Genomic DNA, 13955 nt, shown 5'->3' on the forward strand with positions numbered 1-13955 from the left:
GTACCTGACTCAGTGGGAAGGTTCCGGAAGGTTCGTACGGTCATCGGCCGTGGCGGTGTCCGCGGGTGCGGGCTCCACCGGACGCAGCCGGCGCCCGCCGGCCAGGGCGATCACGAAGCCGACGCCGCCGCAGAGGGCGGCGAAGGCATAGGCGGCCTGTGCGCCGCGGGAGTCCGCGAAGTGTCCGCTCACCGAGGAGCCGATGGACACCCCGAGCCACAGGGCCGTGGACTGCCAGGCCAGCGCTTCCGTGCGGCGGGAGGCGGGCACCCCGTCCACGACCAGCATCATGGCGACGATCATGGCCGGACAGGAGCTCGTCCCGGCCACCAGGAGCACGAGTCCGGCCCCGACGAAGCTGTGCACCCAGAGCATCGGCAGAATCCCGACCGTCATGATCAGGGTCGAGACCCACAGGATGCGGGACAGCGGCGCCGACCACTCCCGCGAGCCGTACACGACTCCCGCCACGGAGCTGCCGATCGCGTAGACACCGAGCAGCACCCCCGCCATGAAGCGCTGGTGCTCCTCGCCGGAGAACGCCACCGTGGCCATGTCGATCGAGCCCCACATGCCGCCGAAGCACAGGTTCAGTGCCGCGACGACGGCGACCGGCCCGAGGAACAGGGCGCTCCCTCCGGCCTTCTCGCCGGGCTTGCGCTGTGGCTCCGTGCGCCGGCTGAGCGACAGCAGGAGGCTGCCGCCGCACACCAGGACCAGCGCGCTGATCAGTCCCGCCGCCGGGCTCACCCCGACGGCGAGTGAGGTGGCGATGACCGGGCCGACGATGAAGATGACCTCGTCGACCAGGGATTCCAGTGCGAACGCGGTCCCCTTCAGGGACGAGCCGTCCAGCAGACCGCTCCAGCGCGCCCGCACCATCGAGCCGATCGCGGGAGTCGCCGCACCCGTCAGGGCCGCCGTGACGAACAGGACCCACAGCGGCATCCCGTCGCTCAGCACGCTCGCCACGAAGGCGCCGCCACTCACCGCGCACAGCGCCGCGCAGCCGAGCAGGACCCTGCGCTGGCCCAACCTGTCGGCGAGGCGCGCCAGTTGGGGTGCGGCCACCGCGTACCCGACGGCGGAGACGGCGGACAGGGCGCCCGCGGTGCCGTAGTCGCCCCGCGTCGCGGAGACGAAGAGCAGAATGCTGATGCCGGTCATGCCGAGCGGGAACCTGGCGAGCATTCCGGGCAGGAAGAATCCCCAGGCGCCCGGCGTCGACAGGACCGTACGGTAGCGCGCGACTCCCGCGCTCATCGCTTCAGCTCGGCCACGAAGCCCGCGACGAGCCGCGTGAGCGCCTCCGTCTGCTCGAACTGGACGGCGTGACCGGCGTCGAGGTCGTGCGTCTCCAGGTCGGGGTGGCTCTCCAGGAAGGTGCGTACGCGGTCGTTGTCGACCAGCTTGTCCTGGGTGGCGAACACCGCGCGTACCGGCAGCTCGCCGAGCTGCCCGTAGTCGGTCTCCGACTTGACGGCGATCTCCTCCCACGCGTCGATCGTGCCGACCGTCACGTGCGAGAGCTTCAGTTTGTCGTCGCCGATGACCGCGAGCCATTCCGCGCTGTCGGTGAAGTCGACCGGGCGCATCGGCACCTGGATGAAGGGGCGGGCCGGCTCGACGGTGATGCCGAGCTCTTCGACGACGTCCAGGGCGGCGTCGATCGCACGGTCGAGGATGTCCGAGTAGCGGTCGTTGAAGAAGAAGCCGGGGCAGACCATGAGCAGGCTCGCGAGCACGTCACGGTCGGCGAGCCCGGCCGCCACGACCGTCGCCACCTGGGCACCGAAGCACCAACCGGCAAGGTGGATACGGGTGTTGGGGCGGGACTGCTTGAGGCTGCGCAGCAGCAGGGCGATGTCCGCGACGGCCAGCTCCCCGTTCGGAATGTGTCCGCGCACCGCGTTCAGGCCCGAGCCGCGCAGGTCCACGGCGGCGAAGGCCACGTCGGCGTCCAGCTCGGCGAGCCGGACGCCGAGCGGTGCCTGCCAGCCGGAGTGGCTCATCCCGCCGTGCAGCATCACCACGAGGTCCGCGGCGCTCTCGGCGCCCCAGATCCGGTAGTGCGTGAGGTAGCCGTCCGGCTGCTCGAAGGTATGGACGTCTTCCAGGGTGGTCTGGACGATCACTGCTGCTCACTCCTCTGGGGGGCCGGGCGGTCCTCGGTGCACGCGAGAGCTTCGACTTCGACGCGCAGCGCGGGCGTGGCCAGTGCGGCCACCGTCATGACGGTCATGGTGGGGCGCAGGTCCTTGAGCCACTCGGCCAGGCGCTCACGCCGGCGTTGCAGGTCGACCTCGCCGGCGAAGTAGAACGTCAGCTTGACCAGGTCCTCGTGGGTCATTCCGGCCGCTTCGAGGTTGGCCGTGATGTTGTCCAGGGCGATGCCGAGCTGCTCGACGGGGTCCTCGGGCAGGTCCCCGGAGGGGGCCATGCCGATCTGCCCGGAGACCACGAGCCACCGGACCGGGCCGGTGATCTCCGCCTGGTGCGAGTACGCGGCGAGCGGTGCCGCGATCGACTGGGGGTTGCGGAAGCTTTTCACGGGGGTTGTCCGTATCCCTTTCAGGCGGACGGGACCCGGCGGGCGCCGAGGCCGTCCACACACGTCCTGATCCGGTTGGTGACGTTCCGGACGAGGCCGTCCGGGGTCTCGGTGATCTGCGCCAGGACGGCCTCGTACAGGCGCGCCAGGTCGTCCACCACGTGCTGCGGAAGCAGCCTGCCGTCGGCGTTGAGGGTGATCTCCAGCGCGGATTCCTCCGGGGCGCGGCCCACGGTCGCCAGCAGCGGGGCGTGGGTGTGCTCGAACCAGCGGACACCCACGAGGTGGCCTCCGCCCTGAGCGGCGTCCGTATACGCGGGGAAGTCCGTGTAGTTGAACAGCGCCGGGTACCGGGGCCAGTCGTCCCGGCCGTCGTCGGACGCGGCGCAACGGCGGTGCGCGAGCGCACGCATCTCGAACGCGAACACCTGCTCGGTGAGCTCCGGCCACGTCTGGTCCGCGATCCGGACCCGGTGCGGCTGGAAGTTGAGGAACATCCCGACGAGTTCCTCGGTGTCGTCCCGCTCGGGGCGGCCGTGCGTGAACGTCCCGGTCAGGACGTCCGGTTCCCCCGTGACCAGAGCCAGCACCCTCAAGTGGGCCGCGAGCAGAAGGTACTTGAGGGGATGCCCGGTGCTGCGCGCGATCTCGCGCAGCCTGTCTTCCGTGGCCGGCGGTATGACGGCGGTCGCCTCGGCCCACCGGGTACCGCCGTCGGACGGGTAGTGGGGCCAGGACGCTCCGGAGTGGCCCGCGAGGACGTCGCGCCAGAACTCCCTCGACTCGACCGAGGCGTACGCGGCTGTCTCGGCCATGGCGTAGTCACGGAAGGAGCCGGGCTTCGGCCCGGGGAGGACCGCGTCCGTCTGCTCGGCGTACGACAGGAGCAGGTCCCGTACGAGGAGGGAGAGACTCCACCCGTCGACGGTCGCGTGGTGGAAACTCAGAGAGAGCACGAACCGGTCCGGCGCCGTGCGGTGGGCCGCGAACCGGATGAGCCCGGGACGGTCCCAGCGGAATCCCGAACCACGCTCCCGGTCGAACCAGGCGTTCGCCGCCGTGGGGTCGTTCTCGGCCTGGAACACGGCGAGTTCGGGCTCCACCGAGCCGTACACGAGCTGCCGGGGTCCGGGCGTCGCGGCCAGGTCGACGGCGATGCGCAGCGTGTCGCAGGCCGCGGTCGTCCGGCGCAGCGCGGCGCGCAGCCGGGGCTCGTCCAGAGGCAGCGCGACGGTGTAGGCGAAGACGTCGTGGTAGGCGGACTGCTCGGGGTCCCGCATCGTCGCTCTGATCATCCGGAGCTGGGTCGCGGTGAGCGGATATGCGTCGACGACCCCCGGCGGAAGCCCGTCGAGCGATGTGCCCGGTGCCCTTTCGGTACCGGCCGCGGGCCGCGTGGCCCCCGCCACGGGTGCCGGTGCCCCAAGCCTGCGGACCAGGGCCCGGACCGTGCGGGCCTCCATCACGTCGCGCAGCGCGGCGGCGGGGAACTGCTTGCGCAGCTTGGCCAGGATGCGGATGGAGCTGATGGAATCCACTCCGGCGTCGAGGTAGTTCTCCTCGGCGCCGAGCGTCTCGGCTCCGACCACCTTCGCGATGACCGCGGCCACGGCCCGCTCCGCCTCGTCCGGTCCGCCGTCCGCCGGCTCCTGTTCCGCGTACCGCTCCAGGGCGGCGAGGAACTCTCCCAGGAACTGTTCGGCCGTGGAGGTCTTGATCCGGCCTCGGTCGTGGCACACGGCGAGCTGCATCGCACCGGCGAAGTGGTCCCGGTGCACGTGGACGGTCATCGGGAAGCTGGTCAGCTCGAAGTACCGGGCGTGTTCGATCGTCACCGCGTCCCGCGTGGCGGCGTTCGTGTCACCGGCTGCCGTGTAGGAGTGGAAGTCGGTGTAGTTGAAGACGACGTCGAAGAGTGCTCCGCCCTCTCGGCGTTCGATGTCGGCGAGGGGGAACCGCTGGAGCGGTACGAGTTCCCGCTCGCGTGCGAAGACCGCGGCCGGCAGCTCCGCGTCGTCCGCCTCGCGCACTTCGACGGGCAGCGGCAGGGTGTTGAGGAACAGGCCGACCATCTCGCTGCCGCCGGGCAGTTCCGGGCGGCCATTGCCGACCAGTCCGGTGACCACGCGTGATCGGCCGGTCAGGTCCGCCAGGGCCGCACAGTGCGCCGCCAAGTAGAGCGATTTGAGCGGCAGTCCGAGGGCCGCGGCGCGCAGCCGCAGCCGCTCCTCCAAGCCCGGCGGCACGTCCAGCTCCACCGCCGCGGTCTCGATCGTCTCCGGCTGTGCCGATCCCAGGTGGCCCGCCACCAGGGTGGCGGGGAAGCCGTCGAGCAGCGTGTGCCAGGCGTCCCGGTCCTCGGTACGCCGTGCGCTCTCGCGCTCCAGCGCCACGTAGGTGCCGTAGCCGGGATCGGGTGCGGTGTCCGCGTCCGGTCCGGCGGAGACTCCGGCGCAGCGGGCCCGGATCTCCTCGATGACCAGGGCGACGCTCCACCCGTCCAGGATCAGGTGGTGGAAGGAGAAGGCCAGGTTGACCCGGCCGCTGCCGCGCAGGTGGACGCAGAAGCGCAGGGGCGGTCTGCCGAGGTCGAGCGGGCGGCCCTTCTCTGCCTCGACCCACTCCAGCACCGCTCGGTCCTGTGCATCGGCGGACAGCCCGGCGAGGTCCACGACCTCCAGGGACGCGGCCGCCGAGGGCGTGTCCGCGCCGAGCACGACCTGGAGCGGCTCGTCGAATCGCTCCAGGTCGAAGTAGGAACGGAGTTGGGCGTGGTGGGCCACGGTCTCCCGCACGGCACGGGCGAGTTCGGCCGGGTCCCGCACGCCCGCGAGCTCGTAGTCGAAGATGTCGTGGTAGACCGGCGAGTCCTCGTCGAGCAACGAGTGGTAGATCATGCCCGACTGGAGCTTCGTCAACGGCCAGGCGTCCTCCGCCGCGTCGGGCAGCGCCGCCTTGTCCTCGTCCGTCAGCAGGGCGAAGGGCGCGGTGACCAGGGGCGCGGCCGAGGCGGGGTCGTGACGGTTCAGTGACGCGGCCAGCCCGGCGACCGTCGTGTGGGCGAACACTTCGCGCAGGTTGACGGCGTATCCGGCGGCGCGCAGCCGCGAACTGACGCGCAGGGCCATGATGGAGTCCCCGCCGAGGGCGAAGAAGTTGCTGTCCGCTGAGACCGGTGCGGCGAGTTGCAGCACGTCCTGCCAGGCCCGGGCCACGTCGTGCTCGGCGGCCGTGGCCGGCGGGCGGCCGGCCGGGACCACGTGGGCCGCCGGCGACGGCAGGGCGCGTCGGTCCAGCTTGCCGTTGGGCGTGGTGGGCAGCTGCGGAACTTCGACGACGTACTGCGGGACGAGGAACTCCGGGAGCAGGTCGCGCAGTTGGGCGCGCAGGTCGTCGGGGTCGAACGCGGTGCTCACGACGAAGGCGGCGAGCGCCTGCGCGGGACCCGAGCTGTCCACGATGACGGCGGCGTCCTGGATGCCGGGCAGTTCGCGGATCACGGCGGCGATCTCGTCGGGCTCGACCCGCAGTCCGCGCAGCTTGACCTGGTTGTCGATGCGTCCCAGGTACTGGATCTGGCCGTCCGGCAGGAAGCGGGCCAGGTCGCCGGTCCGGTACAGGCGCGCTCCGGGGTGCGTCCCGTAGGGATCGGGGACGAACATCTCGGCGTTGAGGTCGTCGCGCCGGTGGTAGCCGGTGGCCACGGCGACGCCTCCGATGCACAGCTCCCCGGGAACACCGACCGGCTGCAGCCGCAGGTCCCGGTCGACGACGTACAGCCGCACGTTGTCGATGGGTTTGCCGATCGGAACGAGCTCTCCGGGATAGTCGGCGCTGCACGGCCAGTGGGAGACGTCGATCGCGGCCTCGGTCGGGCCGTACAGGTTGTGCAGTCCCGTGGCGGGCAGCGTGGCGGTGAAGACTTCGATGGTCTTGCGGGGCAGCGCCTCGCCGCTGCAGATGACGCGCTTGAGCGTGCCGCAGTGCTCGGCGAGCTCCTCCGCCTCCAGGAACACGTTCAGCATGGAGGGGACGAAGTGCACGGTGGTGACCGCGCGGGAGCGGATCAGTTCCTTGAGGTAGTCCGGGTCGCGGTGTCCGCCGGGCTTGGCCATGACGATGGCGGCGCCGGTCATCAGGGGCCAGAAGAACTCCCACACCGACACGTCGAAGCTGTACGGGGTCTTCTGGAGCACCCGGTCCGCCTCGGCGCCACCGGCGAGCGGGAAGGCGGACTGCATCCAGTGCAGCCGGTTGGCGAGCGCCTCGTGACGGTTGATCACGCCCTTGGGCTGTCCCGTGGACCCCGACGTGTAGATCATGTAGACGGGCGAGTCGGGGCCCAGTTCACGGACGGGGTCGGTGTCGTCCTCGTCGTCCAGGGTCCCGTCCGGAAGGACCAGGATGCGCGCGTCGGCGGCGCCGAGGGCCGCGCGGTGCTGCTCCTGGGTGAGGATCAGCGGCAGACCGGCGTCCTGGATCATGAACTCGATCCGGGCGGACGGGTATTCGGGGTCGATGGGCACATACGCGCAGCCGGCCTTGACGATGGCGAGCAGCGCGACGACCATCTCCGCGGAGCGCTCCATGAACACGCCGATGAAGGGCCCGGCCCCGTCCGCCCCGCGCAGGGTCCGGATGCGGGCCGCCACCTGGTTGGCCCGCCGGTTCAGCTCGTCGTAGGTGTAGCGCTCCCCGTCGAACTCCACGGCGAGGCTGTCCGGGCGGCGCCGGACCTGTTCCTCGATGACGTCGACGACCGTGCCGTCCGGGTGGGCGGCCGCGGTGTCGTTCCAGTCGCCGAGGATCAGGTCCCGTTCCGTGTCGCGGGTCATGGACGGCGTGCCCACCGGAGTGTCGACGCCGGCCTCGCCCAGCGAGGTCAGCAGCTGCGCGTAGTTGCGCAGGATCCGCTCCGCGGTGTCCCGGGTGAACAGGTCGGTGTTGAACTCCAGCTCGAACTCGTAGGCGTCGTCGGCCCGGTTGATGTAGAGCATCAGGTCGAACTTGGCGGCCGTACGACGAACGGGGTGGTACTGGGAGGTCAGCTCCGGTCCCAGGTCGATCGAGGGACGGCCGTCGAGCAGGGTGAGCATCGTCTGGAACACCGGGTTGTGGTTCCGCGCGCGCTCGGCGCCGAGTGCCTCCACCACCTTCGGATAGGGGACGTCACCGTCGTCGAGGAGTCGCTCGGCGGCCTCCTGGGCACCGGCGAGGACGGTGCGGAAGGTGTCGTCCGGGTCCACCGGAACGTGCAGCGGCAGGGTGTTGACGTAGCAGCCGACCTCCTCCAGGTCGTCGACGCCCGGCCTGTTCAGGACCGTGGTGCCGATCGCGAAGCCCTCCTGGCGCGTGTAGCGCTGGAGAAGCAGCGCGTAGGCGGCCAGGAACACCGGGAAGGCGGTGGTGCGGCAGGCGCGGGCGCATTCCTTGAGCAGCGGGTCGACGGCCGCGCCCGGCAGGGTGACGGTCATGCTGTCGCCGCGGAAGGTCTGCGTCGCGGGCCGCGGGCGGTCCAGTGGCATGCCGAGCAGGTCCGGGGCATCGACCAGCGACCGGCGCCAGCGCTCGACGGCGGCCGCCTGCTCCGCTCCCGCGGTACCGGCGCGGCTGTTGGTGACGAAGGCGCGGAAGGCGGAGCCCGTGACCGGCCGCCGGGGCAGCTCGCCGGCGGTCGTCAACGCCCGGTAGTTCTCGGCCACTTCATCGAGTACGAGATGGACGCTCCAGTCGTCGATGACGATGTGATGGGCCGTCAGTTCGAAGAGCCAGGTGTCGCCCGGGAGGGCCACCAGGACCGTGCGCAGCAGTGGGGCCGCGCTCAGGTCGAAGGGCTTCCGGTGGTGTTCGGCGAGCACCTCCTCCGCCCGGGACCGGGCCTCGGCAGCGGTGTGGGTGCGCAGGTCGACGACGGTGGTGCTGTCCGGAAGGCCCTCCCCGGAGGGGTCGTGCACCTGGGTCCGCGGTCCGGCGGGGGTCTCGTGGAACGTCGTGCGGAGTGCGTCGTGCCGCAGGACGGTGGCCCGCACGGCCTGGCGTAACGCGTCCGGGTCGAGTGCGCCGGCGGTCTCGAAGGCCACCGATTCGTTGTACGCCGGCTCGTCGGATCCGGCCAGTTCATGGAAGAGCCAGAGGCTCTCCTGGGTGTACGAGAGCATGCTTGCGCCTGTGTCCGGTCTCCCGGCCATACCGCACTCCAAACTCGGAACGAAACCTTGGCCCGTTGACGTGCCGGGCGAGCGATGTAAGGGACTGGGTGACGACATGCCGGGCGGAGCCCCGGGCGGGCCCGGGTGATCCGCGGGCGCGCGTCGTCGCGATGTTCCGGGCGGGCGTGGCGGGGCGCGGCTTGTCGCGTCCCGGCACGCCGACGGGCCCGTGTTCCCGGCCCCCTGAAGCAGGGAGACCGATCCCGGCGGACCGGCCCTGAGGGCCGGGCCCGATCCAGGGGCTGCGGTTAGGGCGCGGTCACTGGTGTGTGGAACGGATCGAACACCTCGTCGTACGGGCGCAGGATCGAGCTCAGCGTGTCGGCTCCCGCCGCATCCGGTCCCGGTCCGTCCGTGACGGGCTCGGTGGTGATCACGACCTGACGGGCAACCTCGCGGGCCAGACGGACGGCGGTCCCCGCGTCGTCGGCACGCACGATGACGTGCCCACTGCGATCGTCGGACCAGCGGAGTTCCGGCACCACGGAACCTACGTCCACGCTCACCGACACCTCCACCACACCGTCGACGGCTCGCGCGGCCTCCAACCCGGTCACCGCGGTGACGACCCCGGGAGCCGCGGTCAGGAACCGGATGGCGGCCGCTCCTTGGGCCGGGTGCAGATGACCGTCGAGCGGAGCACCGTGGCCGACCAGGCGATAGGCGGCCTCTTCCATGTCGACGCCGTACACCATCCTGACGAGATCGTTGATCCGGTCGCCACCCCGGCGAGTGTGCGATTCGACGACCCGGGGCCCTTCGGCGGTGAGGATGATCTCCGTATGCGCGGGACCGTCCTCAAGTCCGACCGCGTCGAGCAGGCGCACCGTCAACTCGTGAATCCGGTCAAGGTCTTCCTCGGCCAAGGGCGCCGGAATGACATGTCCGAGTTCTACGGTCCCGCCTTCGGTGTCCTTGGCGGTCACCGCGACGATCGTGTGGCGGCCCGACACGGAAAAGGATTCCACGCTGAGCTCAGGGCCGGTCAGAAGCTTTTCGACCTGGAATTCACCGAGCTCGAACGACTGGCTCCAGGCCCATACTTCGTCGACCTCCTCGACCGATTCGACCCGCCGCACACCGAGACTGCCCGAGCCCTTGGTCGGTTTGACGATCGCCGCTCCATGCGTGACGACGAATTCGCGAAGGTCCGCCTGAGTGGGATTGACCGCGTAAGGCACGGCCCCTATTCCCTGCTCGTTCAACAGTGCCCGCATCGCGGACTTGTCGTGCAACAGCCGGGCGCACCGTTCCGATGTGCCGGAAATTCCCAGCGCATCGGTCAAGTGACCGGCCACCAGTTGCGCCGCCTCGGTCTGGGTGACGATCCGCGTGATCGGTGCGATCCGGTGCAGCGCGGTCGCCATCGCGACGGCGCTCGGCACATGCTGATAGTCCACCAGAACAAGCTGCTGACAATGCGGAATCAGCGCGGGATCGAATTGTGACGGCTTCTGCATGTAGACCACGTCTACATCCGCCGACTTCGCCTTCGAAATTAGTCGGATGCTGTCTCCAACGACGAGCACGCGCCCCCGTACCACGATCATCCCCCGTTTCCCACCGCTCGATCTGAGCCGTCGGCGACGCTAGCACAGCAGTACCCATCCACATAGGGATCGCACGGGGATCCATCGGGCGCCTCGGCATCCACAACGGCCCTGCCTGCAGGAATGCCCGTTCCGCTCTCGGCAACGTTCGCCTCGTCGACAACCTCCCGTAACAGTTCGCCGACGGCGTCGGATTCCGTACGGGAATAGAGCGGCGGAAAAATGCCACTCTGCCCTTTGTGTGCGGCGTGGCCGGATCCGTCCAGCAGGCAATAGGCACAGGGCGCCAAATCGAGCCAGGGAGTGAATTCAGCCATGAATGGCCGGTCCGGGCGAGGCCCAAATCTCGCCGGCATGACCGGAACCCGAGTCGGCCGACCGGTCCGCCAGGGCGAAGGCGTGCCCGCCGGAGCGAAGGCCTGCGGATTCGCGTCCGCGCGTGCATCAGCGGTTGGGCGTCGTGCGACGATCGCGCACGGGTCCTCGGCACCGGCGGCTGGTCCTTGCCGTCTCCTCATACCGGCACGAACCACGCACTGCGCCACGGCTGCTCGCCGTCTTGGCCATTCGGCCTGGCCGAATCCTGATGCCGCCCGTAGCCCGAGGGCTACGGACAGAGATGGATGCTCTGCCCGTGAACGAAGATGTCGCTGGGGCACCTGATGCCCCGACACCGGCGCGCCTCACCGGGCCCGGTTCCCTCGCCCCGGCTTCGGAACACCGCGCCGGGGCATGCGCCGAGTACGGACGGGTCCTGCGCGGGATCGGCCTCGGCGAGGGTCACACCTTCACGTGGCGGACCAGCCAGGACATCATGTCCCCCGGCTCGCCGATGGCGTCGAGGACCACGTCCAATGCCTGCGGGGTGTGCAGCCAGGCATCGCATTCCAGCGGCCGCGCGGCGACCAACGAGCAGTGCTGGAGGAGTTCGGCGCGCGGATGGTCGGGCGGGTGGCCCCGGGGAATCCGCTTCATGAGGTCACCGGTGACTTCGTAATCCCGCGCCCTCAACTCATCGACAATTGCAACTAGTTGACGGCCGGCGCCCTCCGCCGCGACCGCCTGCCGGAACACCTTGATCTGCTCCGGAGCGGGGTACCACCAAGCCCCCTGGATCCGCAGGCCGTCGAGGTCGAAGCGCAGGCCCATTTCGATGTTGCGCGCAAGCCGAATCACCGCACCCTGGTGCTGCCACCACCACGCGTTCGTGCGGTAGTGCCAGACGGAGAAGTCTTCGTACTCCGGGTTCGAGTCCGCGATGTCGTTCAGCAGCGCGATCATCGGCTTGCGCACCAGCCGTTCGCGGTCCTTCCGGCACCCCTCCCGTAGAGCCTGCGGGGGCTCCCCCTGCAATCGCAGCAGAACGTCGAACGCCTCCGGGGGCCATCCCGTGAAGGCGCCCCCGGAGTGCCGCTCGCCATCGCCACGACCGGGACGTCCCTCGGTCACGTCCGGGTGTTCGCCGGAGCCGGATGCCGTGTCGCTCACTGCTGGACGATCTCCTCCGCGGCGAACCGCAGGACCTCGTCCCATTGGCCGGCGCCACTGATCATCAACTGCACCAACTCGATGGACCACTTCCAGTCGCAGTTCTTCACTCCGAACAGCGCGGCCAGGGTGTCCCGCAGGGGCATGCCGATGTAACGCCGCTTCAGGCCCACTCGGGAGGGGATGCGGACCGAGCCGAGGTCCTCCGCCGTGACATGGCCCTGCTCCGCCAGCCACTTCTCGATGAACGCCTGGTTCACCGCCTCCCCCTTCTCCTTCGCCGCGTTCAGGAGACCCTCGCGCAGGGCATCGGTGGCGCCCGGCCTGCACAGGCTCTCCAGCCAGCTGCCGAGCTCGGGGCGGAGCGCGAACGAGGTGTCGTTCGTCTGGCCGGAACTCTGCTGCTTACGCCACGTGTCGATCTTCTCCATCGCGCCGTACTGCTCGTCCCCGGTGAAGTCCGCGTGGTCGGGACCGCCGCCGTAGTTCTCCAGGTTGGCCGCCTGGGTGCCGGACGTTCCACTGCTGCTGATCATGGTGGCGTTGGACGTGCCGTCGGGCCGGTGAAATGTGCCGGCCATGGTGTAGATGAGGCCGTTCAGGTCGTCGGGCGAGGTCAGGTCGAGACCCATCTGCCGGGCCGTCCTGATGACGTCGTAGTAGTAGAGGTGCGCGCCCGACTCCTTGATCGCCTTCTCCACGTTCTCGCTGAGCAGAAGGCTTTCGACGGAGTTCTCCACGACGTCGACCCCGCCGAGCTCGGCCAGCAGCCCCGCGTGGTTCTCGCCGACGTTCCCCAGCCCGACCTGCCCGGTGACCCCGTCGCTCTTCAGCTCCGTGAGCACTTGCCAGGCGTCCGACAGGACCCGCTTGTCGGCGTCCAGGTTGTGGATGACCAGGCTGTCGAGCCGCCCACCGAACAGGGCGGCGGCGCGCTCGAGGCGGGCCCGCAGCACCTCGGCCGACTCGCCCGAGCGGACGTCGAACTTGTACAGGATCTCGTAGCTGCTGCGAGGCAGGCCGTGCAGCACCTCGGAGACGACCTCGGTGTTCCGATAGCTCTCCGCCGTGTCGAACCGCCGGTATCCGGCCGCGACGGCCGAGGTCAGCTGCTCCTTGTTGCGTCCGTCCACGCCGAAGACCAGCCACGGCTTGACCGCCTCGGCCGCGGACTCGTCGGCGGGCATCCGGGCGATCACCGGTGAGTCCTGCCGCGCCGTGCCGACGGCGGGCGTGGCGGTGCGCTGAAGGGGGGCCGAGCCGGACATCGCCTTCCGGGCGTTGGCCTCGGCCGCGCGCTCGAACGTGTCGGAGGGGTCCGAGACGCGCAGGCCGTCGCCCCGGTCGGTGCCGGTGACCGGCCCCTGACGCTGCTGGATGACATGCGTCAGCTCATGGGCCAGCGTGTGCTTGTCGGCGCCGCTCGCACCGATGACGACGTGGTCACCGCTCGTGTAGGCGCGGGCACCTACTTCGGCGGCGGATGCCTTGGCTTCGGGCCCGTCGTGTATGCGCACGCCGGTGAAATCGGCGCCCAGGCGGGCCTCCATGTCCGTGCGCGTCCGGTCGTCCAGCGGCCGGCCGGGCGCACGCAGCACATCGTGGACGGCCGAACGCTGCACCGCCGCCTCCGGCTGAGCGCCCTGTCGTTCACCGCAGTCACCCGTGTGCGTGTGCTGGTCCTGGGACCAGGCGTGGCCGGACCTGCGGAGCATCTGGACCACGGCCGCGTTGCCCGCGACGTTCTGGAGGGCACGGAGGCCGGGAGATGTGCCGCTCTCCGGAGTGGGGGTCCCGGCCCCGACCCGACGAGGCGTCCTGCTCTGGGGGGTCTTGGCCTGCTCGTTGGCGTGCATCGGGTCCTCTCACGGGTCCGGCCGCGGCATCCGGCACCGCGTACGGCACGGCCGCCTGCCGCGCGTCGGGCCGGGCACGCCACCATCGCGCGAGGCGTCCGAGCCGACTACGTCATCAGCGGCCAACGCCTCCACGGCAGTTGATGGCTGTCATCGCTCCCCACCCTATAGCCGACGTCCACGGCCACTGGCGGAAAGGGACGGTCGGCCGGACACCTCGGGCACGCGGCTCGGGACGCGCCCCCTCACGGTGGGCCGGGGGCGCCCGGGCGGTGACGCCACCGGTCCTGTCGGGAACCTG

The 13955-nt window shown here is 70.3% G+C and carries 7 protein-coding genes; all 7 read right to left on the minus strand.

All coding sequences use genetic code 11. From position 1 onward, the window contains the following. Nucleotides 1-9: 9 nt before the first annotated feature. Complete coding sequence (locus IE267_RS11430) at nucleotides 10-1263, minus strand: MFS transporter (protein WP_229861019.1); 1254 nt, start codon at nucleotides 1261-1263, stop codon at nucleotides 10-12. Further along, complete coding sequence (locus tag IE267_RS11435) at nucleotides 1260-2135, minus strand: alpha/beta hydrolase (protein ID WP_161257547.1); 876 nt, start codon at nucleotides 2133-2135, stop codon at nucleotides 1260-1262. The genes IE267_RS11430 and IE267_RS11435 overlap by 4 nt, the downstream gene beginning before the upstream one ends. Next, a complete protein-coding gene (locus IE267_RS11440) occupies nucleotides 2132-2551 on the minus strand; it encodes a RidA family protein (RefSeq protein ID WP_167151602.1) in 420 nt (139 codons plus the stop codon). Before IE267_RS11440 ends, IE267_RS11435 begins: the two co-directional genes overlap by 4 nt. 20 nt (nucleotides 2552-2571) lie before the next feature. Continuing rightward, nucleotides 2572-8709 (minus strand): non-ribosomal peptide synthetase, encoded by a 6138-nt coding sequence (locus IE267_RS11445; RefSeq protein ID WP_189763112.1) that lies wholly within the window; start codon nucleotides 8707-8709, stop codon nucleotides 2572-2574. 299 nt (nucleotides 8710-9008) lie between these two features. Continuing rightward, the gene (locus tag IE267_RS11450; protein ID WP_229861021.1) at nucleotides 9009-10310 is read right to left on the minus strand and encodes an ATP-grasp domain-containing protein; all 1302 of its coding nucleotides are present in this window, start codon (nucleotides 10308-10310) and stop codon (nucleotides 9009-9011) included. Nucleotides 10311-11090: 780 nt separating this feature from the next. Further along, a complete protein-coding gene (locus tag IE267_RS11455) occupies nucleotides 11091-11798 on the minus strand; it encodes a DUF2461 family protein (protein WP_229861023.1) in 708 nt (235 codons plus the stop codon). Continuing rightward, on the minus strand, nucleotides 11795-13654 hold the full coding sequence (locus tag IE267_RS11460) for an aldo/keto reductase (RefSeq protein ID WP_167151608.1): 1860 nt from the start codon (nucleotides 13652-13654) through the stop codon (nucleotides 11795-11797). The genes IE267_RS11455 and IE267_RS11460 overlap by 4 nt, the downstream gene beginning before the upstream one ends. Nucleotides 13655-13955: the final 301 nt, after the last annotated feature.

Source organism: Streptomyces xanthochromogenes, from assembly GCF_014650455.1.
GTDB classification, from domain to species: domain Bacteria; phylum Actinomycetota; class Actinomycetes; order Streptomycetales; family Streptomycetaceae; genus Streptomyces; species Streptomyces xanthochromogenes.